The organism is Streptomyces sp. NPDC017529, assembly GCF_044329785.1.
Taxonomy (GTDB): Bacteria; Actinomycetota; Actinomycetes; order Streptomycetales; family Streptomycetaceae; genus Streptomyces.
This window is the reverse complement of record NZ_JBIRJY010000010.1, coordinates 274,861-295,897: the sequence shown is the minus strand read 5'-3', so window position 1 is coordinate 295,897 and position 21,037 is coordinate 274,861. Positions and strand designations below refer to the sequence as shown.

Annotated in this window: 15 protein-coding genes and 1 pseudogene; 7 read left to right on the top strand and 9 right to left on the bottom strand. The window is 70.9% G+C overall.

The window, feature by feature from the left end:
• The first annotated feature begins 785 nt into the window (after positions 1-785).
• A complete protein-coding gene (locus ACH4K4_RS25470; RefSeq protein WP_398170337.1) occupies positions 786-1,205 on the top strand; it encodes a spore-associated protein A in 420 nt (139 codons plus the stop codon).
• An 88-nt stretch (positions 1,206-1,293) separates the two neighbouring features.
• Here the strand turns inward: ACH4K4_RS25470 and ACH4K4_RS25465 are convergent, their stop codons facing one another.
• Together ACH4K4_RS25465 and ACH4K4_RS25460 are read right to left on the bottom strand one after the other, a co-directional pair.
• Complete coding sequence (locus tag ACH4K4_RS25465; protein ID WP_398170311.1) at positions 1,294-2,781, bottom strand: UDP-N-acetylmuramoyl-L-alanyl-D-glutamate--2,6-diaminopimelate ligase; 1,488 nt, start codon at positions 2,779-2,781, stop codon at positions 1,294-1,296.
• A gap of 652 nt (positions 2,782-3,433) precedes the next feature.
• Entirely contained in the window at positions 3,434-4,156 is a 723-nt protein-coding gene (locus tag ACH4K4_RS25460; protein WP_398170310.1) for a hypothetical protein, read from the bottom strand.
• A gap of 1,096 nt (positions 4,157-5,252) precedes the next feature.
• On the opposite strand from ACH4K4_RS25460, the gene ACH4K4_RS25455 reads away from it, so the two are divergent.
• Together ACH4K4_RS25455 and ACH4K4_RS25450 are read left to right on the top strand one after the other, a co-directional pair.
• Positions 5,253-7,004: an alpha/beta fold hydrolase gene (locus ACH4K4_RS25455; RefSeq protein ID WP_398170309.1), complete on the top strand. Its 1,752-nt coding sequence runs from the start codon at positions 5,253-5,255 to the stop codon at positions 7,002-7,004.
• 212 nt (positions 7,005-7,216) lie between these two features.
• Positions 7,217-8,074, top strand: coding sequence for an alpha/beta fold hydrolase (locus tag ACH4K4_RS25450; RefSeq protein WP_398170308.1), 858 nt, complete (start codon positions 7,217-7,219; stop codon positions 8,072-8,074).
• 340 nt (positions 8,075-8,414) lie between these two features.
• Here ACH4K4_RS25450 and grpE read toward each other — a convergent pair whose 3' ends face one another.
• Complete coding sequence (gene grpE, locus ACH4K4_RS25445; RefSeq protein ID WP_398170306.1) at positions 8,415-8,921, bottom strand: nucleotide exchange factor GrpE; 507 nt, start codon at positions 8,919-8,921, stop codon at positions 8,415-8,417.
• A gap of 2 nt (positions 8,922-8,923) precedes the next feature.
• A pseudogene (locus ACH4K4_RS25440) lies at positions 8,924-9,376 on the bottom strand (Hsp70 family protein); the annotation flags it as partial.
• 448 nt (positions 9,377-9,824) lie between these two features.
• Here ACH4K4_RS25440 and ACH4K4_RS25435 point away from each other — a divergent pair.
• The 4 genes from ACH4K4_RS25435 to ACH4K4_RS25420 all read left to right on the top strand — a co-directional run bounded on the left by ACH4K4_RS25435 (position 9,825) and on the right by ACH4K4_RS25420 (position 14,725).
• Entirely contained in the window at positions 9,825-11,009 is a 1,185-nt protein-coding gene (locus ACH4K4_RS25435; protein WP_398170305.1) for a Gfo/Idh/MocA family oxidoreductase, read from the top strand.
• Positions 11,006-12,385, top strand: coding sequence for an alkaline phosphatase (locus ACH4K4_RS25430; RefSeq protein ID WP_398170304.1), 1,380 nt, complete (start codon positions 11,006-11,008; stop codon positions 12,383-12,385). Before ACH4K4_RS25435 ends, ACH4K4_RS25430 begins: the two co-directional genes overlap by 4 nt.
• Before the next feature lie 173 nt (positions 12,386-12,558).
• The gene (locus ACH4K4_RS25425) at positions 12,559-13,695 is read left to right on the top strand and encodes a DegT/DnrJ/EryC1/StrS family aminotransferase (RefSeq protein WP_398170303.1); all 1,137 of its coding nucleotides are present in this window, start codon (positions 12,559-12,561) and stop codon (positions 13,693-13,695) included.
• Between the two features lie 82 nt (positions 13,696-13,777).
• On the top strand, positions 13,778-14,725 hold the full coding sequence (locus ACH4K4_RS25420) for an aldo/keto reductase (RefSeq protein ID WP_398170302.1): 948 nt from the start codon (positions 13,778-13,780) through the stop codon (positions 14,723-14,725).
• Between the two features lie 112 nt (positions 14,726-14,837).
• Here the strand turns inward: ACH4K4_RS25420 and ACH4K4_RS25415 are convergent, their stop codons facing one another.
• The 5 genes from ACH4K4_RS25415 to ACH4K4_RS25395 form a co-directional block, all read right to left on the bottom strand.
• Positions 14,838-15,830, bottom strand: coding sequence for a phosphotransferase family protein (locus tag ACH4K4_RS25415; RefSeq protein WP_398170300.1), 993 nt, complete (start codon positions 15,828-15,830; stop codon positions 14,838-14,840).
• The gene (locus tag ACH4K4_RS25410) at positions 15,830-16,486 is read right to left on the bottom strand and encodes a StsF protein (RefSeq protein ID WP_398170299.1); all 657 of its coding nucleotides are present in this window, start codon (positions 16,484-16,486) and stop codon (positions 15,830-15,832) included. The genes ACH4K4_RS25415 and ACH4K4_RS25410 overlap by 1 nt, the downstream gene beginning before the upstream one ends.
• Positions 16,487-16,548: 62 nt before the next feature.
• On the bottom strand, positions 16,549-17,310 hold the full coding sequence (locus ACH4K4_RS25405; RefSeq protein ID WP_398170297.1) for an SAM-dependent methyltransferase: 762 nt from the start codon (positions 17,308-17,310) through the stop codon (positions 16,549-16,551).
• A 157-nt stretch (positions 17,311-17,467) separates the two neighbouring features.
• On the bottom strand, positions 17,468-19,210 hold the full coding sequence (locus tag ACH4K4_RS25400) for an ABC transporter ATP-binding protein (protein ID WP_398170296.1): 1,743 nt from the start codon (positions 19,208-19,210) through the stop codon (positions 17,468-17,470).
• Positions 19,207-20,922, bottom strand: a complete 1,716-nt coding sequence (locus ACH4K4_RS25395) for an ABC transporter transmembrane domain-containing protein (protein ID WP_398170295.1) — start codon at positions 20,920-20,922, stop codon at positions 19,207-19,209. Before ACH4K4_RS25395 ends, ACH4K4_RS25400 begins: the two co-directional genes overlap by 4 nt.
• Positions 20,923-21,037 lie beyond the last annotated feature (115 nt).

Genomic DNA, 21,037 nt, shown 5'->3' with positions numbered 1-21,037 from the left:
TTGCCCTGGATGGTGGCTCGCATCGTCGGCGCCTAGGCCGCGGTGGTCCGTTCCCGCACTGGTTGACGGCGTTAGCCGTTGCCCAAAATCGGCCCCGTACAAGGTAAGCCCTGTCTGCAGTCCTACGCTCAGGTAGCGAGCCTGTCAAGAGCGAGAGGGTGACGGGCGCGGGTGAACGCCGCTGCCTCGGCGTTCCAGCTCCGACCGGCCCTGAAGTCATGCGGCGGAGACGAGGGCAAAGTAAAGGCGGGACGGCCGGACTGGACGGCACGTCCGTTCCGATCCGGCAGGGCAGCATCGTTCGGATCGCGCCCGGGGCGTTCCACGGACCGCGGAATGCGGGAGACGAACCGCTGGAACCGATCGAGGTCGAGTCGCCGCGGAACAAGTTCGATCTGATGCGGCTCAAGGATGACTACAACCGGGCGGGGACAGCGTACGAGTCGGACTCCCTCGATGCCCCGCAGCACCCGATGCGGAAGGTGCCGGCGTTCCCTCATACAGGGCTCCGTGGACGGGTGGGGTACGCCGATCGGTTTACCTGACTTCAGTGTCAGGCAGTGCTTGATACACCGTCCGACATGGCGGCTGGGGCCGGTGTGTGTGCTGGGGTTGGAATCTGCCAATGGCGGCGGTTCGCGGTGTGAGGGATGCAACTGGCCGGGGCTTCGACTGTGTCTTTGCAGGCAAGAGCGTCACCACGGGTCCCAGCAAGATGGGCGGGGCGTGGGGCGGCGCACCGGGCACGATTTCGGGGAGGACACATGATGCGACGCTGGGGATACATCCGATTGGCGGGGGCCGCGGTGGCATTGGCGGCCGGGGGCGTCATGGCCACAGCCACTGGGGCAGCAGCAGCTCCGGCCAAGGCTGCGGCCGCCTACAACAAAGCATGCGGCGCCGGCTACAAGGTCGTGAACCAGGCCAACATAGGGAAGGCGGGTACGTCCTATCTGACCTACAACGCCGCGACGGGTAAGAACTGTGCCGTCACCATCCGGAGCGCCACCGGTCCTGCTGTCTACATGTACGCCTGGGTCCAGCGGGACGACACCAGAGACTACGCCGACGACGGCGGCTATTACCGTTCGTACGCGGGGCCGGTCTACCTCGACGCCAAGGGCTACTGCGTCTCCTGGGGCGGAGTGATCGTAGGTGAGTCGGCCGGCAAGAGCGGCACCAACTGCGGACGTGTCAGCCGGTGAGAGGCACCAGCCGGATGCGATGACGCGACGCGGACAGGAAGCGGCGGCCACGATCAGGCGCTCCCTTCCGAAGACACCGCGTTCCCGGTCACGCCCCCGCGAGTTCGTGCACGGTTGCCATGTCGCTGAAGGGGAGCAGTTCTTCACCGACGATCTGGTACGGCTCGCTGCCCTTTCCGGCGATCAGGACGATGTCGTCCGGGCCCGCCGCGGCCAGGGCGAAGGCGATCGCCCGGCGGCGGTCGGTGAACCGTTCGAAGGGGGTGCCGGTCGCTTCGAGGCCGGGGGCGATCTGGTCCAGTATGGCCTGGGGGTCTTCGTTGCGCGGGTTGTCCGAGGTGAGGACGCACAGGTCGGAGTGGGTCCCGGCGATGCTTCCCATCTCGGCCCGCTTGGTGGTGTCCCGGTCCCCGCCGCAGCCGAAGACGGTGACGACCCGGCCGGAGGCGAAGCCGCGGATGGTGGCCAGGACCTTGTTGAGGGAGTCCGGTGAGTGGGCGTAGTCCACGATCACCACGGTGCCGCGCGGCGTCTGAAAACGTTCGAAGCGACCGGGGACAGCGGGCGCCCGTTCGAGCGCGGCCACCAGCGCGTCCAGGTCGTGCCCCAGGATGTGGCAGGCCGCCACGGTGGCAAGCGCGTTGGCCACCGCGAACCGGCCCGGAACCGGGATCGCGGCCGGGTACTTGCGGCCGTCGTGGTGCAGGGTGAACCGCGTTCCCAAGGCGTCCGCGACCAGGTCGGTTGCCTGGTAGTCCGCCCGCGCGTCAAGAGCGTACGTGGTCACCGCGCCGGGCATCATCAGCTGGATCCGGGCACTCACGGCGTCGTCGGCGTTGACCACAGCGCGCCGGCACAGGCCCTGGAAGAGACGCAGCTTGGCGTCCCGGTAGTTCTCCATTGTTCCGTGATCGTCCAGGTGGTCCTGTGTCAGGTTGGTGAATACACCGACATCGATGAACGTACGGTCCACCCGGTGCGTGAGCAGGCCCATGGACGTAGCCTCCAGCACCACACTGCCGGCCCCGGCGTCACGCATGCACCCCAGCAGGTACTGCAGATCCGGTGACTCGGGCGTGGTCAGCACCGACCTCGCCATCGGGATCAGCTCGTCGCCGATCCGGCTTCCGGCCGTCCCGATGACTCCCACCTTGGCGCCCTCGGAGATCCGCAGCACCGACTCGACCATGTACGACACCGAGGTCTTCCCGTTGGTGCCGGTGATCGCCACCATGTCCATCTGCCGCCCCGGCTCCCCGAAGTACCGGGAGGCGGCGATCGCCGCCACCACGCGGCTGTCCGCAACCCGCACGGCGCACACCTCTGCCGCCCCGGCCCACACCGACTCCGGTACGGCCGGAGCGCTGCCGTCCACGAACACTGCCGCAGCGCCACGGGCGAGCGCCGGTGCCACGGCGCAGGGGCCGCCCCCACGGTGGCCGGGAACCGCGATGAACAGCGAACCCGGCGTTACCCGGTCGGCGTCGAAGGCCACTCCCGCGGTGATCGACGTCCTCTCCGGATCACCACGGAGAACCTGGTAGTCCTGCCCGGCCAGCAACTCGCTCAGCTTCACAATGAACCCTTCGAAGGCGGCCAGGCCCGGTCGTGCGGCCGTAGCCAGGCAACAGCGCCGGCGGAACGCCGAGACTGCGGTGATGACGTGGAACGAGTGGTAGCGGAACGGGTGGTAGCGGAACAGGTGACCGAGGCGCGTCCGAGGAGAGCCGGACGCGAGCGTCAGGCCGGCGCGGCAGAGGAAGTCCCGCGGCGCTCCGAAGTCCCGCGGCGCTCCCGGAACGGCAGGGCGCCAGGGGCGCGTTACGAGTCGCTAGCCGTGGCCGTGCAACGCGAGGCGGCCGGTTTCGGGAACCCCGACGTCGACCGCCGCATACGGCCCGGCACCCTCCGGACCCGCAGCGTTCAGGCGCACGGAGGTGGCCTGCGGCAGGCTCTCCCTCACGTCACCCATGCGACCCATGGGCCGAGTGTACGTCCCGCCGAGGGGCTCGAAACCCGTCTCCACCGCGTCCGTGGGCCGAACGGCCCGCCGACGGGCCGGCCGAGACGTGGTGACCTGCGGCCTTGAGCCGAACGACAGGCCCGTACGGCACGACAGGCCCGTACGGCACGGGCACCGAAGCCCACGGGCCTGTGCACCCGCCGGCAGGAAACGGCCCCTTACCGGCCGGATACCGGTAAGGGGCCGCATTCCTGTCGCCGGCTGTTCAGGGAAGCACCTTCACCTCCTCGACCTGCATGGCCAGGTCCATGGAGTGGGTCATGAGCAGCGGGGTGATGAGATCACCCGAGTTCACCTTGTACGCCCACGGCGGGTTCCCCGCCGCGGACCACCCATGGTTGATGTCGAAGGTGACGTTCCGCCGTTGCTCCGCGCCCATGTCGATCAACAGCCCGGGGGCGAACATCTGGACGATGACCGTGCCCACCTGGAAGGGCTGGGTGGCGAAGGTGAGGAGGACCTTCTCCACCGGGAGGAAGGTAGCCGAATTGAGGCCGTAGAGTTGGACCGCGCACAACGGCGCGGCACGTTGGCCGGCCTGAGCCTGCGAGACGCCGACCGCGAACGGCTTCGTACGGTTGTTGATGACCGTGATGATCCCGGACGGCCCACCGGTCGAGACCTCTCCGATTCCCAGATCGGAGATGATGGTGAACTTCTCTCCCAACTTGATGGGCTGGGAGTTCCGTCCGCTGATTTCGACGCCCGGCTTGATCTCACTCGTCGAGCCGTAGGCCTCGAACTGCCGCTCCCACCTGATCTCGGTTTCCGTGGAGTACGTACCCGTGTTGAGCCACACCACCGGCGCTCCGTTGGGGGTGGAGCTCTGGACCCCCTTGAAACCGAAGAGGCGGTAGCCCCCTTGTTCCAGCGCGAGGGCCGTTTGCACCGCCATCTCAATGCCGACGCTGTATACCGATTCTGCCATGTACTTCCCTTTCCTCTTGCAGGCATCAGGCTGAACGCGCCGATGCGTGCGCCCGTTGTGTCGCAGACCCGGGCGAGGAGAGAAACAGTCCTCGGCGGGTGAAGGGAGTCTCCTGCCGGGGGTGAAATACGGGCAGGGGCCGTATCAGCCAGAGGATGCAGGACGATGAGTTCGCAACAGAACAGGCCACACCTTTCGTTGGCACACTCCACATTTTGCGCCACCGACCCTCGACACAGGGGTGGCAGCAATGTTGAAAAGCATAGTTACCGACGGGTCGCGTTCAAGGGTGTCCGAATGGTCCGTGCCGAAATCGGTGGAGCGGGGGTTCGTGTGGCGTCCGTGACGAGAGTGGGTGAGTCGAGTGTCCCGATTTCGGTGGCGGGCAACTCCCGAGCCGCTTCCCGTCACATCTTGCGATCAATTCATGACGGCTACGGAGAGAAGAGTGAAAGCTGAGGCCGTTCCTGACGCCGAGGCACAGGCGAGATGCCTTGCTCAACCAATTCGCGCAGAACACCAGCCGCACCGTACTGCCGATTCGGAAAGCTGCTCTGCAAGGTGGGCCGTTTCATGGGGAGCCGAGTAAGCAACGCGGCAGTGACGCCCGGAGTGGCCCGCATGCAGCTTCGATTTTCACCTTCCGACCGCACCAGGCGGGGGACGTTTCCCCGGCTACCCCAGACCCGGCCGATCTGGCACGCCGATTCTCCTGGCCGCGATCGGCACGGACGGTCACAGCCGAGGTGCCGGGCTGAAACTGATGCGGCTGTTGTTCTGACAGGGCACTTGACGGGCCTGTGGTGTTCTCGGCACGCGGCCCACGTTACGGCCCGCCGGGCGAGAACCGGCCATGTAGCGCCTCATCTTGAGGCCCCATTGACGGCCGAATTCGGAAAGTACATCCTGATGCGGCGAGACGACCACTGCGTGAAACGGTAATTACTGCTCGGTTGACATACAGCGAGCGTGTCCGCCGGAATCACTCCCCTCTGATCACTCGGCCGCTTGCCATTCCCTCCACCAGGCGACCAGGTGAATTCGCGCCGACGTCCGCACCCTGTCGCACGTTCTTCCGAAAAAGGAGCACCCCGCCATGACCGAGCGCACCGTCTGGGCACGACGTCTCGAAAACGACCCGGCAAGCCTGGTGGCGCTCAACGCCCCACTTGAGGAGTCCGGCCCCGCCCGGCCGACCGGCGAGCCGAGCACCCTACAGGTCCCGCCCATGGCCGGCCTGTACATCTCACCCGAGGAAACCGACCTCCCCGGCGTCGCCCACGCCCTGGAAACCGGCGACACCTCCGGCTTGCCTCCCGCCCTCGCCTCCGAGGTGAACGAGGCCCGCAGGGTGACCCGCTTCAGCAAGGTGCGGGTGCCCGGAGCCGGCGGGGACGCGCTCGACGCCGTCCAGTGGATCCACGGCGACGGCACGCCGCGGCCGGCCATCATCATGCCCTCCCCGTGGGCGGACATGGGCTGGCTCGCGTATGCGGTCCAGGGGATGCGGTTCGCCGTCAAGGGCTACGACGTGCTCGCCTACAGCGCCCGCGGCTTCGGCCAGTCCGAGGGTGAGGTCGAGGTCGCCGGCGAGGCCGACATCCACGACGGCATCGAGGCGCTCAACTACTTCACCGGCGCACTCGGGCAGCCGCCCACCAAGGTGGGGTTCCTCGGGGACTCCTACGGCTCCGGCATCAGCCAGATCGTCGCCGCGCAGGACACCCGGGTCGACGCCGTCGTGGCGATGAGCACCTGGGGCGACCTGGGCAAAGCGTTTTACGAGAACCGCACCCGCCACCTGGCCTCCGTCACGGCGCTCCTGGGCGCCGCCAAGAACGCCCGGCTCAGCAAGCGCACACAGGAGATCTTCGACCTCGTCCTGGCCGGCGCGGACATCGAGAACATCCTGCTGTGGGCCGAGGACCGCTCCCCGCTGACGCACATCGACGCGCTCAACGCGCGCCGGGTACCCGTCCTGTTCGCACAGGCGTGGCACGAGACGCTCTTCCCGTCCAACCAGACACTGGAGATGTTCAACAGGCTCGAAGGCCCCAAGCGGCTGCTCTTCTCGATCGGCGACCACTCCGGGCCCGAGATGTCCGGCATGATCGGCCTGCCCAACCGGATCTGGTCCGCCGCCAACCGGTGGTTCGACCACTTCCTCATGGAGGAGGACAACGGCGCCGGGAACGAGGGCAAGGTCGTCAGCCAGATCATGTGGTCCCGTGCCTTGGAGACCCACCCCGACTGGGACTCGGTCACCCAAGACACCCGGAAGCTGTACCTCACCACCCCCGCCGAGGGCGGTGACGACGGGCACTTGGCCGAAGCCGAGTCGGTCGGCTGGGAGCGGGCGTTCCAGGTCGGCACCCCCACCCTGGCCGTGGTCGCCGACACCGTCATCTGGACCGGCATGGCCGAGATGCTGGGGCGTCCCAAGGTGTACGCGACACCTGACATCCCCCGTTCCGACGCGCTTGTCTGGTCCGCGCCGGCGGCCTCCGAGCGTCTGCGCCTGCACGGCACCCCCAAGCTGCACCTGACCGTCACCGGCAGCACGCGCGAAGCCACCTTCATCGCCTACCTGCTCGACGCAGGGGCCGACGGCAATGCGCACATCATCACCCACGCGCCATTCACCGCGCCGGCCGCTACGGTCGGCGGCTCCAACACCATCGACCTCGAACTCCAGGCCACCGGCTACGACGTCCGCGCAGGGCGCCGTCTGATGCTCGTCATCGACAGCAAGGACGCGTTCTACAGCGACACCAACGAGGCACCGCACACACTCACCGTCAGCTCCCCCGACGGCAACGCGTCCTACCTCGAACTCCCCCTGGGCTGAAGCCCTCCGCCGGTCCCACCCGGCACTGCCCGGGACCGGCTGTACCAGGCCCCGGACGAGTCGGGCCGTTCGGTGGCCGTGCGCAGCAGCTCCGCCATCGAACGGCCCGCCGTTCCCAGCGGCTTCCGCCGTCGCGCCCCGCAGGGCCTCGTTCGTGCCGGCGACCTCCAGCGCCACCGTCGTGGTTGGAACAATCTGTCAAGAGGGGCGCCGTGCGGGAAATCGAGCTGTCGTCCGGAACGATCGACTATCAGGACACCGGCGGCGCGGGGCCGGTGCTGGTCTTCTGCCATGGCCTGCCGATGAACGGCGCCCAGTGGCGCAAGGTGGTGCCGCTGCTCAGCGGGTACCGCTGCATCCTGCCCACGCTGCCCCTGGGCGGTCACCGCCGGCCGATGCACCCTGACGCCGACCTCTCCCATCGAGGCGTCGCACGGCTGCTGGGCGAGTTCATCGAGCGGCTGCATCTGGACGAGGTGACTCTCGTTCTCAATGACTGGGGCGGCGGCCAGTTTCTGCTGCTGGAGGAGCAGGGCCAACGGGTCGCGCGCATGGTGCTCGTAGCCTGCGAGGCGTTCGACAACTTCCCCCCGGGGCCGGCCAAGGCGATGGCCCTCGTGTGCAGGCTTCCCGGCGGTGTCCGGTTCCTGACACAACTGATGCGCATTCCCGCCTTTCGCAACCACCGCAACGGGTACGGCGGGATGAGCCTGCGCGGCCTCCCCGACGAGTTGATTGCGGACTGGTTCGCTCCCGCCACCCGGAGCAGGGCCATCCGCAGGGACTTCGCCGCATTCGCCACCTCGGCACCAGGACGGAAGACCCTGCTGGCCTGGAGCGAGCAACTGGCCGCCTTCGACCGTCCCGTCCTGGTCGTCTGGGCCGCACAGGACCGCCTGATGCCACGTGAGCACGGACCCCGGCTGGCACAGCTGTATCCGAAAGGCCGACTGGTCGAAATCGCCGAGTCCTCCACCCTCGTCCCCGAGGACCAGCCCGAGCAACTCGCCGCGGCAATCACCGATTTCCTGACCGAAACCGGAGCACAGCCGGTCCGGCAGACCGGCTGAACCATGGCCGACGAGCAGCACCCACAGCTCCGCCAACCATGCCGCGCCGGAAGGCGCCAGCCCACCGTGAACGCGTGACGGCTGAGGCAGCGCGACCGCGGCCACACTACGTTTCCGGCCGTATCCGCCGGCCTTCCCCACCCAGCCGTTCACGTGGTCGGCCGGTCCGGCGCGTCAGCCTGAAAGCCGGCGACGAGTTCGTCGCGTCCGTCGTCGTCCCAGTCGACTTCGCCGCGGAGCATCAGGTAGCCGTCGAAGGGAACGACGTTGTAGGTGTGCAGGGTCGTCGTTCCCAGGAACGGCGAAGCCTCGTCGCGCCGTCGCTGGGGGAACCCGTCTCTCAGCCCAGTTCCCGGCCCCCCGCGGTCCGTCCGGGGTGCTGCTGCTCGTCGGCCGGAGGCGGCCCGGTGACTTCCACGTGCGCCGGACGCAGCAGACGGTCACCGAGCCGGTAGCCGGGGCGGAGCACCTTGGTGCAGGTCGGGTGCCTGGCCGTGGTGTCGATGTGGTGGGCCAGGGCTTCGTGCCGGGTGGGGTCGAGCTCCTCGCCCTCCTCGCCGACCTCCTGCATTCCGAGCGCCGCGAGCTGGGCCTCCAGAGTGCCGGCGATGTCCTTGAGGCCCGGGGGCATGGGCTCGTGTTCGCTTACGCGGTCCACGGCGTCCAGCACCGGCAGCAAGGCGGTCAGCACGTTGGCCACCGCGATCTCACGCACAGCCAGCCGGTCCCGACGTACCCGCATGCGGTAGTTGTCGTACTCGGCCTTCACCCGCTGGAGATCCGCCGTGCGCTCCTCCAGCAGGCGCTGCAGCTCGGTGTTCCCCGTGCGCGGTCGGCCGTCTCCCATCGTTACCTCGCTTCCGGCCGTTCGTCGTCGACGATCTCGGCGTCCACCACATCGTCGCTACCGCCGGAGGTGCCGGAAGCGCCGGAGCCGCCGGGCGTCCCGGAGGTACCCGCGGCCTCGGTGCGCGACCGCTCGTACAACGCCGTGCCGATCTTCTGGGCCGCCTGCGCGGCGTGATCCATGGCCTGCCGGACCGACGCCGTGTCCGCCTTCTCGTCCTTCAGCCGTTCCTTCAGGGTGGCGAGGGCCGTCTCGGTCTCGCTCCGCGCGTCCGCGGGGATCTTGTCGGTGTTGTCCGCGATGAGTTTCTCGGTCTGGTAGACGAGCTGTTCGGCCTGGTTACGGGCCTCGGCCGCCTCGCGCCGCCTGCGGTCCTCCTCGGCGTGCTGCTCCGCCTCCCGGACCATGCGGTCGATGTCGTCCGCGGGCAGTGCCGAACCGCCGGTGACGGTCATCATAGGCGGTCATCACCCACTGAGCTTGTGACTGCGCCAGCGAGAAGCCGTGCTGGATCGTCGGCAGCGCCACCGTGACGACCAGTCCGTCGAAGACGACGAGGAAATTGGTGGCCGTCAGCAGGGTCGCCAAGAACACCACCGGTGCACAGAAGATGGCGATGCGGACCGTACGTGTTACCAGGTGCGCGAGGCTGCCAAAAGTCGAAAACCTGCGGGGCCGGAACTGTCGCATGCCCGTGGTGAATACGCAACCCGCCTTTTCTGAACGCCCTGATGGGCAGGACGTGCTGGTCGCGAATGCGGAGCGCTGGGTACCTTCGGCTCCCATATCCGCGGCCCCTGTCCGGGGCCGCGTTCGTTTCCGTATCTGGGGGTGTTCTCTCATGCCCGTTCACCACGCATGTCGGCGTGCGCACGCCGTGCCGTTCGCGCAGGAATTGCGCCGATGAGGGTGGGGATCGTCGGGGCCGGGCGGATGGGGCAGGTGCATGCCCGCGCGCTGGCGGAGCTCGCCGACGGGGTGTCCTTGTCCGTTTACGACGCCGACGCCGGTGCCGCCGAACGGCTGGCCCGGGCGCTCGGTGGTCCTGTCGGGCCGTGCCCTGACGGGGTCACGGTGCGGCACTCGCTCGACGAACTCGTCGGCGCTTCGGACGCCTTGGTGGTCGCGACCCCGGCCACCCGGCGCAGCGGGCCGCTGCTGGCGGCGGCGCGTGCCGGGCTGCCGGTGTTCTGCGAGAAGCCGCTGGCGGCGGGGGTGGGGCAGGCCCGGGAACTCGCCGAGGCGTTGACCGGAGCCGGGGCCCGGATCCACGTGGGTTTCCAGCGCCGGTGCGATCCCGAGTACCAGTTGCTGCGGGAGGAGATCATGTCCGGCCGGCTGGGGCGGATCCTGATGGTGCGCTGTACGGCCTTCGACCACGCGCCGCCTGCCGCCGGGTACGAGCAGGGCGCCGGGGACATCTTCACCGACTGCCTCATCCACGACATGGACGCGGTGCAGTGGCTGACCGGGCAGGCGGTCGTAGCCGTGCAGGCCGACGGTGTGCGGCGCCTGGGCGATACGGGTGCCGTCCCCGGTGATGCCGGTACCATCCCCGGCGGTCCCGGCGGCCCTGGCAGTCCCGGCGGCCAGGGCGGCGGGTACGACGTGGCGACCGCCGTGCTCACCCTGGCCGACGGCGCCCGGGCCGTGCTCACGGCCTCCCGTCTCGACCCGCACGGCTACGACCACCGCGTCGAAGTCCTCGGCACGCTGGGTTCCCTGTCCGTGGGGCTCGGTGACCGCACTCCGCTGCGGCTGGTGCGGACGACCGGCGAGGGGGCCGCCGCGGAACCGGCGCCGCAGTCCGCCTTCATGGACTTCACCGATCGGTTCCGGGGCGCCTACCGGGCCGAGATGCACGCCTTTTTGCAGCTGGCCGCGCACGGCGGTCCGAGCGTGTGCACCGTGCGGGAAGCGTTGCTGGCCCAGGAGGTGGCCGACGCCGCCGGGCGTTCCGCGCGTGACGGGGTCCGGGTTGCCCTCTCCTCCGGGCCTGGCCTCCCGGACGCCTCCGGGCCCGGCCTCCCGCACGTCGCCGTCGGCGGCGGATACGCGAACGGAACGACAGGGAGCCGGCACCGATGACCACCACAGCAGTGCGTTCGTCCCGTACCTCGCGGCGGCGCGGTCTGATCGCGTGCGCGGCCGTCCTGACCACCCTCGTGACCGTGCCCGCCCCCTCCCCCGCTCCCGCCCGCGCGGCGCACGGGGCGGACGACGCCACCAACGTCATCCTGCTCATCGGGGACGGCATGGGCGACTCGGAGATCACCCTCGCCCGCAACTACACCGTGGGCGCCACGGGCCGGCTGGCCATGGACCGGCTGCCGATGACCGGTGCGTCCTTGACCTCGTCCGTGGACACGCACGGCCGTCCCGACTACGTCACCGACTCGGCCGCCGGCGCCACCGCCTGGGCCACCGGCCGCAAGACCGTCAACGGCCGTGTCTCCAAGACGCCGGACACCGACCGGCCGCTGCCCACGCTGCTGGAGCTCGCCCAGCGCCAGGGCTATGCGACCGGCAGCGTCACCACCGCCTCGGTGACCGACGCCACGCCCGCCGCCCTGACCGCCCATGTCACCGACCGCAGTTGCAAAGGGCCGGCCGACATGGCCGAGTGCCCCGCCGATACCCTCGCCCGCGGCGGCCTGGGGTCGATAGCCGAGCAGAGCCTCGCGCGCCGGCCTGACGTGCTGCTCGGCGGCGGGGCCGGGATCTTCGGGCAGACCGTCGCGCAGGGGCCGCACCAGGGCCGCACGGTCCTCCAACAGGCCCGCGCAGGCGGCTATCAGGTGGTGCGCGACCGCGCGGAACTGACGGCGGCGCGGCCCGGAAGGCCCGTGCTGGGGCTGTTCGCGCACGAGTCCGTACCGGTGGAGTGGAGCGGCCGGCCCGCGGCCGTCGGCGGCACGGCTCCGCAGCGTTGCACCCGCAACGCCGCGCGTCCGGCCGGCACGCCCGACCTGGCGGAGTCCACCCGCGCCGCCCTGCGTCTGCTCACCGCGGGGCGTGGCGCCGCCGACGGCGGGGCGGCCGGCAAGGGGGCCAAGGGGTTCTTTCTTCAGGTTGAAGGGGCTTCCATCGACGACAAGGACCACGACGCCGACCCCTGCGGCCAGATCGGCGAGACCGTCGCCTTCGACCGGGCCGTCGCCGCGGCGCTGGAGTTCGCCGCCGGGCATCCCCGTACGCTCGTCATCGTGACCGCCGACCACGGCCACGCCAGCCAGATCATCCCCACCGACGCCCGCCCGCCGGGCCTGTCCGCCACCCTCGTCACCGACGAGGGCAGCCCGATGCACGTCGGCTACGCGACCAACGCGACCGACGACGTGCAGGAGCACACCGGTGTTCAGGTCCGCGTCGCCGCCCAAGGACCGCAGGCGCACCGCGTACGGGGCGTCCACGACAACACCGCGCTCTTCGGGACCGTACGCGCCGCCCTCGGCCTGCGGTGAGAATAAGCGCAGCGCGCGGAAAAGACGAATTCCCGGTCCACGGTTCCGGTGCGGCCAATTCGTGGGCGTCCGGCGCAGGTTGAAGAATTTCCGGGCCCAATCCAGCATGGTCCACCGGAAGCGGACCTCCGCCGTTCCGGCACGGCCTCCATGGAAATGAAGGGTGTAAAGCGTTGAGTTCTTCCATAGAATTGCCCCGGTGGCCCCAGCTCTCCGACGAGGACATCGAAGCAGCGGTCGCGGCACTGCGCTCCAACCGCCTGGTCGGCCTGGGGAACAGCGTCGTCACGGACTTCGAGGCGGCGCTGGCGGCCGGCCAGGGCGTCGAGCACGCCGTCGCGGTGTCCACCGGCACCGCCGCCGTGCACCTGGCGCTGCACGCCCTCGACGTCGGTCCCGGCGACGAGGTGATCGTGCCGACCCACACGTTCATCGGCTCCGCCAGCCCCGTCACCTACCTCGGCGCGCGCCCGGTCTTCGCCGATGTCACCCCCGACACCCACTGCCTGGACCCCGACTCGGTCAAGGCGCTGCTCACCGAGCGCACCAAGGCCATCGTGGTCGTCCACATCAACGGGTGTGCCGCCGACATGGAGGCGCTGAGCGCGCTGGGCGCGGAGGCGGGCGTCCCGGTGATCGAGGACATGGCGCAGGCGCTCGGCACCAGTATCGGCGGGCGGCCGGTCGGCGGCTTCGGCGACCTGGCCTGCGTCAGTCTCTTCGAGCAGAAGGTCATCACCTCCGGCGGCGAGGGCGGCGCAGTCCTGACGAACAACCCGGCCTACGCCGAGCGGGTACGGCGGCTGCGCAGCCATGGCGAAGGTCCCATCGAGGGCCGTCCGGGGCTCATCTGGGCGCACGAGGTGGGTTACAACTACCGGCTCACGAGCGTGCAGGCGGCGGTCGGCCACGCCCAGCACAAGCGCCTGGACACCATGTTGGCGGCCCGCCGGCGCAACGCCGCGTACCTGACGGAGCGGCTCGGCGGCATCGACGGGCTGGAGCTGCCGGTGGAGCCGGAGAACACCGTGCACGCGTTCTGGAAGTACGTGGTGCGCGTGGCGCCGGGCGGCGGGCGCGCCCCGGCCGCCGAGATCGCGGCGACGCTGCGCTCGCGCGGCGTACCGGTGCTGCTGCGCTACCCCTTCCCGCTGCACCGCCAGCCCGCGTTCGCCGAGCACCAGGGCGTGTCCCTGCCGGTCGCCGAGCGGCTCTCCCAGGAGCTGCTGGCGCTGCCTTCCCACCCGGGGCTCGGCGAGGAGCACCTCGACCACGTCGCGGACGAGGTACGCCGGGCCGTCACCGCGTGACGTACGGCCGCCGCGCCGGGCGGCGCGACCGTCCCCGCCCGGCGCGGCGCCCTTTCCCTTTCCACCGACGTCAGGAGAGTGCATGTCCTCCGCCCCCGCCACCGACCCGTACGACGACGCCGGCCGGCCCCGTACCGTGCTCGGCACCTCCGCCTTCGGCCAGAACGAACGCGCCTTCCCCGTCTACGACGCCTACTGGGAAGGCGGTGGCCGGGCCTTCGACACCGCCTGGCTGTACGGGCACGCCTACGGGCCCGGCTGCTGCGAGCGCGCCTTCGGCGCGTGGGCCACGTCCCGCGGCGTCCAGGACGAGGTGTGGGTCCTCGCCAAGGGCGCGCACACGCCCGAGTGCCTGCCCGACCGGGTCGAAGGCCAGCTCAACGAGAGTTTCGAGCGCATGGGGCGCAACGGCGCCGCGCTCTACATGCTCCACCGGGACAACCCCGACGTGCCGGTGGGCGAGTTCGTCTCCGTCCTCGCCGACCTGGTCAAGCGCGGACTGATCGGCGCCTACGGCATGTCGAACTGGCCGCTGGAGCGGGTCAAGGAGGCCGTGGCGTACGCGCGGGCCCACGCGCTGCCCGCCCCCGCCGGGGTGAGCAACCAGTTCAGCCTGATCGACATGGTGCACCCGATCTACCCGGGGACCGTGACGGCCAACGACCCGCAGTGGCGCGCCTGGCTCGCCGAGGAGGAGGTCTGCCTCTACCCGTGGGCCAGCCAGGGCCGCGGGGCGCACGCCCTCGACGACCCGGACGAGCTGCGCACCGGGCCGCTCGCGGAGTCCTGGTACAGCGAGACCAACGCCGAGCGGGTGCGGCGCGCCCGGGCGCTCGCCGACAGCAAGGGCGTCTCGGCGACGGGGCTGGCCCTGGCCTGGACGCGGTCCCAGCCGTTCCCGGTCGCCCCGCTGATCGGGCCGCGGCAGGTGGCGGAGGTACGCGATTCCCTCGCCGCGACGGCGTACACCCTCAGCGAGGCCGAGCGCGAGTGGTTGGAGCACGGCACCGGCACGCTGCCCGGGGTGTGACCGGGGCCGCCGCGTGTGCGGCGGCCGATGACAGCGGGAAGGCGGCACAGCGGTGGTCATCGCTGTGCCGCCTTGCCGGTGTTCCGTGTCGTCGGCCCGGTGCCTCCAGTTGTCAGCCCAGCGACTTCAGCAGGGGCGCGTAGTAGCCGCCTTCGGTGTGCGCTGCCGCGACGAGCATCCGGTACGGCTCCCACTGCGCGTACGCTTCCCGGCCGGGCTTGGCCAGCTCCCGTTCCAGACCCCAAGCCTCCAACTGGATGGAGTGGCCCATCAGCAGGGCGATGTCCGCCTCCGTGCGCAGGAAGGGGCGGGCGAGGCCGGTGACCGCTTCCTGGAGCCGGCGGCGGCCCGCCTCGTCCGCCGGGTCCGGTGCCGTGCCGGGTTCCGGCGGCGCGTAGGCGATCTTGATCAGTTCGTTGAGGTCCAGCTGTACGGGGGCCACCACCGCGAACTCGAAGTCGAGCAGCGACACCACCTCCGACCCGTTCCACAGGGCGTTGACCGGGGAGAAGTCGCCGTGGTTCAGCACACGCGCGGCGCCCGGCAGCGCGGCCCAGTGCCGGTCGAGGGCGTCGCTCAGGCGCTTGACCTCCTCGTCGGTGAGCACCTGCGCCGCGTGCAGCCGCAGCAGGCTCTCCGTCGCCTCGCCGGGCGTCTGCGCGTAGAAGGGGTTGCGGGGACGGGCCAGCGGCGCGGCGGTGGCCACGTCGACCCGGTGCACCGCTCGGGCCCTGGCCCAGAGCTGCCGGATCGCGTCGATGCGCCGGTCCCAGTCCAGGTCCGGCCAGGCGTCCTCCAGACCGACCGCGTCGATCCGGGCCATCGCCACCCACTGGTGGCCCCGGGTGGTGCCGGTCTCCAGCACCCGCGGGTAGCCGACCTCCGGCGGCAGCACGGCGGACAGCCGGGCCTCGCGCCGCAGGTCGGCCGAGCCGGCGGCGCCCGCGACGCGTACCGCGAGCCCGCCGCCCAGCCAGGTGGCGTTCGTCCGGCCGCCCGCGCGGCGGGCGGCCGCGAAGTCGGCCCCGTGACGGTGGAAGACCTCCGCCGCCACCGCGGCGGTGTCCGCGGCGCGGGCGGCGGCGTCCTGTGCGGTGCCGGGCACTACCGGGCCATCAGCCGGAGCGAGACGACCAGGCGCAGCGGGTCGGGGCCGCCGGGCAGCCGCAGCAGCGGGGGCACCTCGTGCCACATGCGCGGGCCGAGCAGCCGGGCGTCGCCGTCGCGGTCGTACATCGGCTCCAGGTAGCCCTGGCGCAGGATGCGCATCGAGCCGACCGTGTCGTAGCACAGCGGGAACTGGAGGTTGAAGCGGTCGAGGTCGGTGTCGTGCTCGGCGCCGTGCGGGCCGATGTAGTCGCCCTCCCGGTAGGCCAGCAGGAACACCCGTTCGTAGCGCAGCTTCCGGCCGGTGATCCGGTCGACGAGCGGGAGCAGTTCGGCGGCCGTGCGCTCGGCCCAGTCGAGCAGGCCGTGCGCGCGGAAGACCGCGGTGACGCGTTCGGTGTGGGCCGGGGAGTCGGACTTGGCGTCGATGCGCAGCAGCCGGAAGCCGTACCCCAGCGTGCCGTCGTCGTCAGTGTGCTCCTGCGCGTCCACGACGGGCTCGTCGCGCAGCTGTTCGTACACCGAGCGTGCCGCGGCCCGCAGTTCGGTGACGTCGGCGACCTGCGGGATCTGTGCGCACCGGTGGGCGGCGTAATGCGCGCGGAGCGCTTCGGTATCGGCGTCCGCGGTGCTGAGCGTGTCGATCGATGCCATGAGCTGGGCGGAATTGGCGACCACAGAAGTTCCCCATTCGGATGGGCGGACGGGCGGACCGGTCAGGCGGTGCCGAGCACCATCAGACGACGGCTGCTGACGGTGAACGTGCCGCCGTGCTCGTCCATGACCTTGGCGTCGGAGAAGCCGGCCGTACGGAACCACTCCAGGATTTCCGGCGCGGTGAACATACGGACGCTGTAGCGGGCGCGTTCCACCTTCCCCTCGCGGATGGTGACCTTTTCCGCGTAATAGCGGCTGGCTTCCGCGTCCAGTTCCTGGATGTCGATGGCCAGGTCGGTGCCGCGCCGCAGCACGTCGACGTGCATCTCGTGGTTGGCCAGGACGCTCGGGATGTGCCGGTACGGGGAATGCATGTCCAGCAGGAATCGGCCGCCCGGGCGCAGGGCGCGGCGATAGCGGCGGAGGATGTCCCGGTCGGTGGCGTCGTCGAAGTAGCCGAAAGAGCTGTACCAGGACACGGCCGCGTCGAATTCGGCGTCGAACGTCATCTGCCGCAGGTCGAGATGGCGGTAATCGACGTCCACACCCATGCTCCGGGCCTCGTCGGCGGCCATGGCGAGGAAGCGTTCGTCCCGGTCGATGCCGACCACGGAAAAGCCCCGGGAAGCCAGCACGTTCGCGTGCCGGCCGTGTCCGCAGGGCGCGTCGAGCAGTTTCATGCCCGGCTCGAAACCGCCGAGTTCGGTCATGGCCGACGCTTCCCGCGCACTCAGTTCGGGAGTGAGGTCGGGAAGGTCGAAGTGATCGTAGTCATCGCCGAAAAGGCTGTCCCAATCCACATGGGGCTGTCTCGGTTCCATATCCCCAGGCTAGGACCGCGGCAGCTTTGTTCACAATGCGGTTACCGGGTGGCGAAGCAGCACAATCCGCGCAGGAATTCGGCCCGTTCCGGTAATTCGGGGAATTCCTGCGCGGGATCCGTGCCCGGCCCGTCCGGCCTCCGTGCCCGGCTGCCGTTCAGTCGCCGTGCCAGGTGCGCCACAGCGCGGCATAGGCGCCGCCGGCGGCCAGCAGTTCGTCGTGGCTGCCCAGTTCGCAGATGCGGCCGTCCTCGACCACCGCGATGCGGTCGGCGTCCCGTGCGGTGTGCAGGCGGTGGGCGATGGCGATGACGGTACGGCCGCCCATCACCGCGGCGAGCGCGCGTTCGGCGTGCCGGGCGGTCGCCGGGTCCAGCAGCGCGGTGGCCTCGTCCAGTACCAGCGTGTGCGGGTCGGCCACCAGCAACCGGGCCAGCGCGACCTGCTGGGCCTGCGCCGCGGTCAGTTCGTACCCGGCGGAGCCCACCACCGTCTCCAGCCCGTCCGGCAGCGCCCCCGTCCAGCCCGCCGCGCCGACCACCTCCAGCGCCCGGCGGGCCTCCTCTTCCCCGGCGGCGGGCCGGGCGAGGGTGAGGTTCTCCCGCAGCGTGCCCCGGAAGATGTGGTGTTCCTGGGTCACCAGCGCGATCCGGCCGCGCAGCTCGCCGGTGCCCAGCTCGACCAGCGGTACGCCGCCCAGCTCGACCGAGCCGGAGCCCGGCTCGTAGGTGCCGGCGAGTAGCTTGCCGAGGGTGGACTTGCCGGAGCCGGACGGGCCGACGACCGCCAGCCGCTCGCCCGGCGCGATGTCCAGGTCGACGCCGTGCAGGATGTCGCGCCCCGGCAGGTAGGAGTAGGTGACCGCGCGGGCGGTGAGCTTCTCGCCGTCCGGCTCCGCGCCGGTGGGCCGCCGGTCGGCGGGCAGCTTGCTGACGCCCAGGACGCGGGCGAGCGAGGCCGAGCCGATCTGCAGCTCGTCCATCCAGCTGAGCACGTCGTCCAGGGGGAAGATCAGCTGCCGGACGTAGAGGGTGGCCGCGACGACCTGTCCCAGCGTGGCCAGGCCGTGCGTGTGCAGCAGTCCGCCGACGGCCAGTGTCGCCACGACGGGCACCACATAGCTGAACTCGACCAGCAGGTACCAGGAGCTGCGCAGCCACATGGTGTGGCGCTCCGCCTCGTACGCCTCGCCGAGGTCGCGGTCCAGGGCCCGGCGGCGCCAGGTGCGCAGGCCCAGCGCCTCGACCGTACGGGCGCCCGGCACCGTCTCGGCGAGGCTGTCGCCGAGCGCCACGTAACTGGCCCCGCGCCGCCGGTAGGCCGCGCCGGAGCGACGCAGGTACCAGCGGGTGCCGGCCCACAGCAGCGGGATGACCACCAGGCTGGGCAGTGCCGTCAACGGGCCGACCAGCATCAGCGCGGTGAAGGTGAATACGCAGGTCAGCACCGCGATCAGGGTTTCGGGCACACCGTAGCGCACGGTGTTGGTCAGCGCGTCGGTGTCGCGCGAGGCCCGGGTGATGAGGTCGCCGGGCTCGGCGTCCTCCACCGTGGACAGGGGCAGGCCCACGACCCGGTCGACGAAGTCCTCGCGGATCTCGGCGGTGACCTTCTCCCCGAACCGGCAGGAGCGCTGCACCGCCCAGTACGTCAGCGCCGCCTGGGAGACCAGCGACAGCAGCAGGCCGAGGCCGAGCTGGTTGACCGTGGCCGCGGTGGTGCCGTGGACGACCTCGTCGATGAGGCGGCCGATCAGCCAGGGGGCGACCAGGCCGCAGACGGCGGCGAGTCCGTGCAGGGCCAGCATCCAGGCCAGGTCGGCGGCGTGCCGGCGGGCGAGCGCACGGCCGTGCTCGCGGACCTCGGCGGTATCGGCGACCGGCAGTGACGCCCGGCTCATTCGGCGCTCCCTCGTGAGGCGAGACGGGAGGCCGGCGTGCTGCCGGCCGGGGCGTGGTGACCGGGCAGTTCCTCGCCGGTCTCGCGCTGGATCACCAGGCGGTAGCCGGGTTCGGCGGCCAGCAGGTCGCGGTGGGTGCCCGTCGCGGCGACGCGGCCGCCGGGCAGGAAGGCGACCCGGTCCGCCCGGTCGAGCAGCAGCGGGCTGGAGCTGATCAGCACGGTCGTACGGCCGGACCGCGCGGCCCGCAGGCGCCGGCCGATCTCGTTCTCGGTGTGTGCGTCCACCGCGGAGGTGGGGTCGACGACCACCAGGACGTCCGGGTCGGCGAGCACGGCCCTGGCCAGGACGAGGCGCTGCCGCTGGCCGCCGGAGAAGCGGCGCCCGTCGGCGGTGACCTGGGTGTCCAGGCCGTCGGACAGGGCTTCGACGACGTCTTCGGCGACGGCCGCCCGCAGTGCGGCGGCGATCGCGGCGTCGTCGGCGGTCCCGTGCGGGTCCAGGGCGGCGCGCAGCGGCCCGCGGAAGAGGCGGGAGCGGCTGTCGGCCACCAGGATGCGGCGCCGGACCGCCTCGGGCGGCAGTTCGGCGAGCGGAGCGCCGCCGTAGGTGACGGGGTCCTTGGTGTAGCCGCCGAGGCGGTCGGCCAGGCGTGCGGCCTCCGCGGGCGGCGTGACCACGACGAGCAGTTCACCGGGCGTCACCGTCAGGCCCGAGTGCTCGTCGACGAGTTCCTGGCCGCGGTCGGGCACGGGCAGCGGGTCTTCGGGCGGTACGGAGTCCACCGGCAGGCGCAGCACCGCGACCGCGCGCCGCGCGGCGACGTGCGCGCGGGCGAACCGGTCGGCGGTCTCGGTGAAGATGCCCAGCGGCTCGACGAGGAAGGCGGCGTAGGCGTAGAAGGCCACCAGTTCGCCGGGGGTCACCGTGCCCGTGAGCGCGGCGTGCGCGCCGACCCAGGTGACGGTGGCGACCAGCAGGCCGGGCAGCAGGACCTGCGCGCCCCTGATCAGGGCCTCGGCCCCGGCCACCCGCGAGCCCGCGGCGCGCACCCGCTGCGAGCGCTCGCGGTAGGAGCGGGCGAAGGAGGTCTCCCCGCCGACGCCGCGCAGCACGCGCAGCCCGGCGACGACGTCGGTGAGGCGGGAGGTCAGCTCGCCCTGGTAGTCGCGGTAGGCGCCCTGGCGGCGGTGCAGGGGGCGCAGGGTGTAGCCCATGGTGAGGATGATGGCGGGCAGCGCCACGATGATGAGCATGCCGAGCGGCAGGGACTGGCCGAGCAGCACCGCGGCCACCAGGACCGTGGAGACCAGGGCGCCGACGGCCCGGCCGACGATGTCGAAGGCGTTGCCGATGGTGGTCATGTCCGAGGTGCCGACGCTGACCAGCTCGCCGTCGTCCACCTTGCGCTCCAGGGAGGCGCCGAGCCGGTCGGCGTGCCCGACGACGAGCTGGACGGTGCGGAACCCGGCCGACAGCGCGTTGTGCATGTTCAGCCGCCGCCGGATGGTCCCGGACACCGCCTGCACGACGCCGAGGGCGAGCAGCACCGCCGACCAGGAGAGCACCACGCCCATCTCGCCCGGTACGAGACCGTCGTCGATGGCCTCGCGCACGACCACCGGCACCAGTGCCTGCGAGCCGAGCCAGAGCAGGCCGCAGAACGCCGCGGCGCTGAGCGGCCGGACGATTCGGCCCGCGAGCCACAGCAAGAACCGTGTGGCGGAACGGATATCCGGAATTCCTGGGTCTGCGACGGGTAACGGGCGCATTGCGTGAGAGTACCGAGCACGCCGGACACACCGTCAACTCGGTGGCCTTGCACCT

What these genes read in the sequence shown, in the direction of transcription:
- ACH4K4_RS25460 (WP_398170310.1), bottom strand. Translation starts at nt 4,156, where the DNA reads ATGGCAGAATCGGTATACAGCGTCGGCATTGAGATGGCGGTGCAAACG.
- ACH4K4_RS25455 (WP_398170309.1), top strand. Translation starts at nt 5,253, where the DNA reads ATGACCGAGCGCACCGTCTGGGCACGACGTCTCGAAAACGACCCGGCA.
- grpE (WP_398170306.1), bottom strand. Translation starts at nt 8,921, where the DNA reads ATGGGAGACGGCCGACCGCGCACGGGGAACACCGAGCTGCAGCGCCTG.
- ACH4K4_RS25435 (WP_398170305.1), top strand. Translation starts at nt 9,825, where the DNA reads ATGAGGGTGGGGATCGTCGGGGCCGGGCGGATGGGGCAGGTGCATGCC.
- ACH4K4_RS25430 (WP_398170304.1), top strand. Translation starts at nt 11,006, where the DNA reads ATGACCACCACAGCAGTGCGTTCGTCCCGTACCTCGCGGCGGCGCGGT.
- ACH4K4_RS25420 (WP_398170302.1), top strand. Translation starts at nt 13,778, where the DNA reads ATGTCCTCCGCCCCCGCCACCGACCCGTACGACGACGCCGGCCGGCCC.
- ACH4K4_RS25410 (WP_398170299.1), bottom strand. Translation starts at nt 16,486, where the DNA reads ATGGCATCGATCGACACGCTCAGCACCGCGGACGCCGATACCGAAGCG.
- ACH4K4_RS25405 (WP_398170297.1), bottom strand. Translation starts at nt 17,310, where the DNA reads ATGGAACCGAGACAGCCCCATGTGGATTGGGACAGCCTTTTCGGCGAT.
- ACH4K4_RS25400 (WP_398170296.1), bottom strand. Translation starts at nt 19,210, where the DNA reads ATGAGCCGGGCGTCACTGCCGGTCGCCGATACCGCCGAGGTCCGCGAG.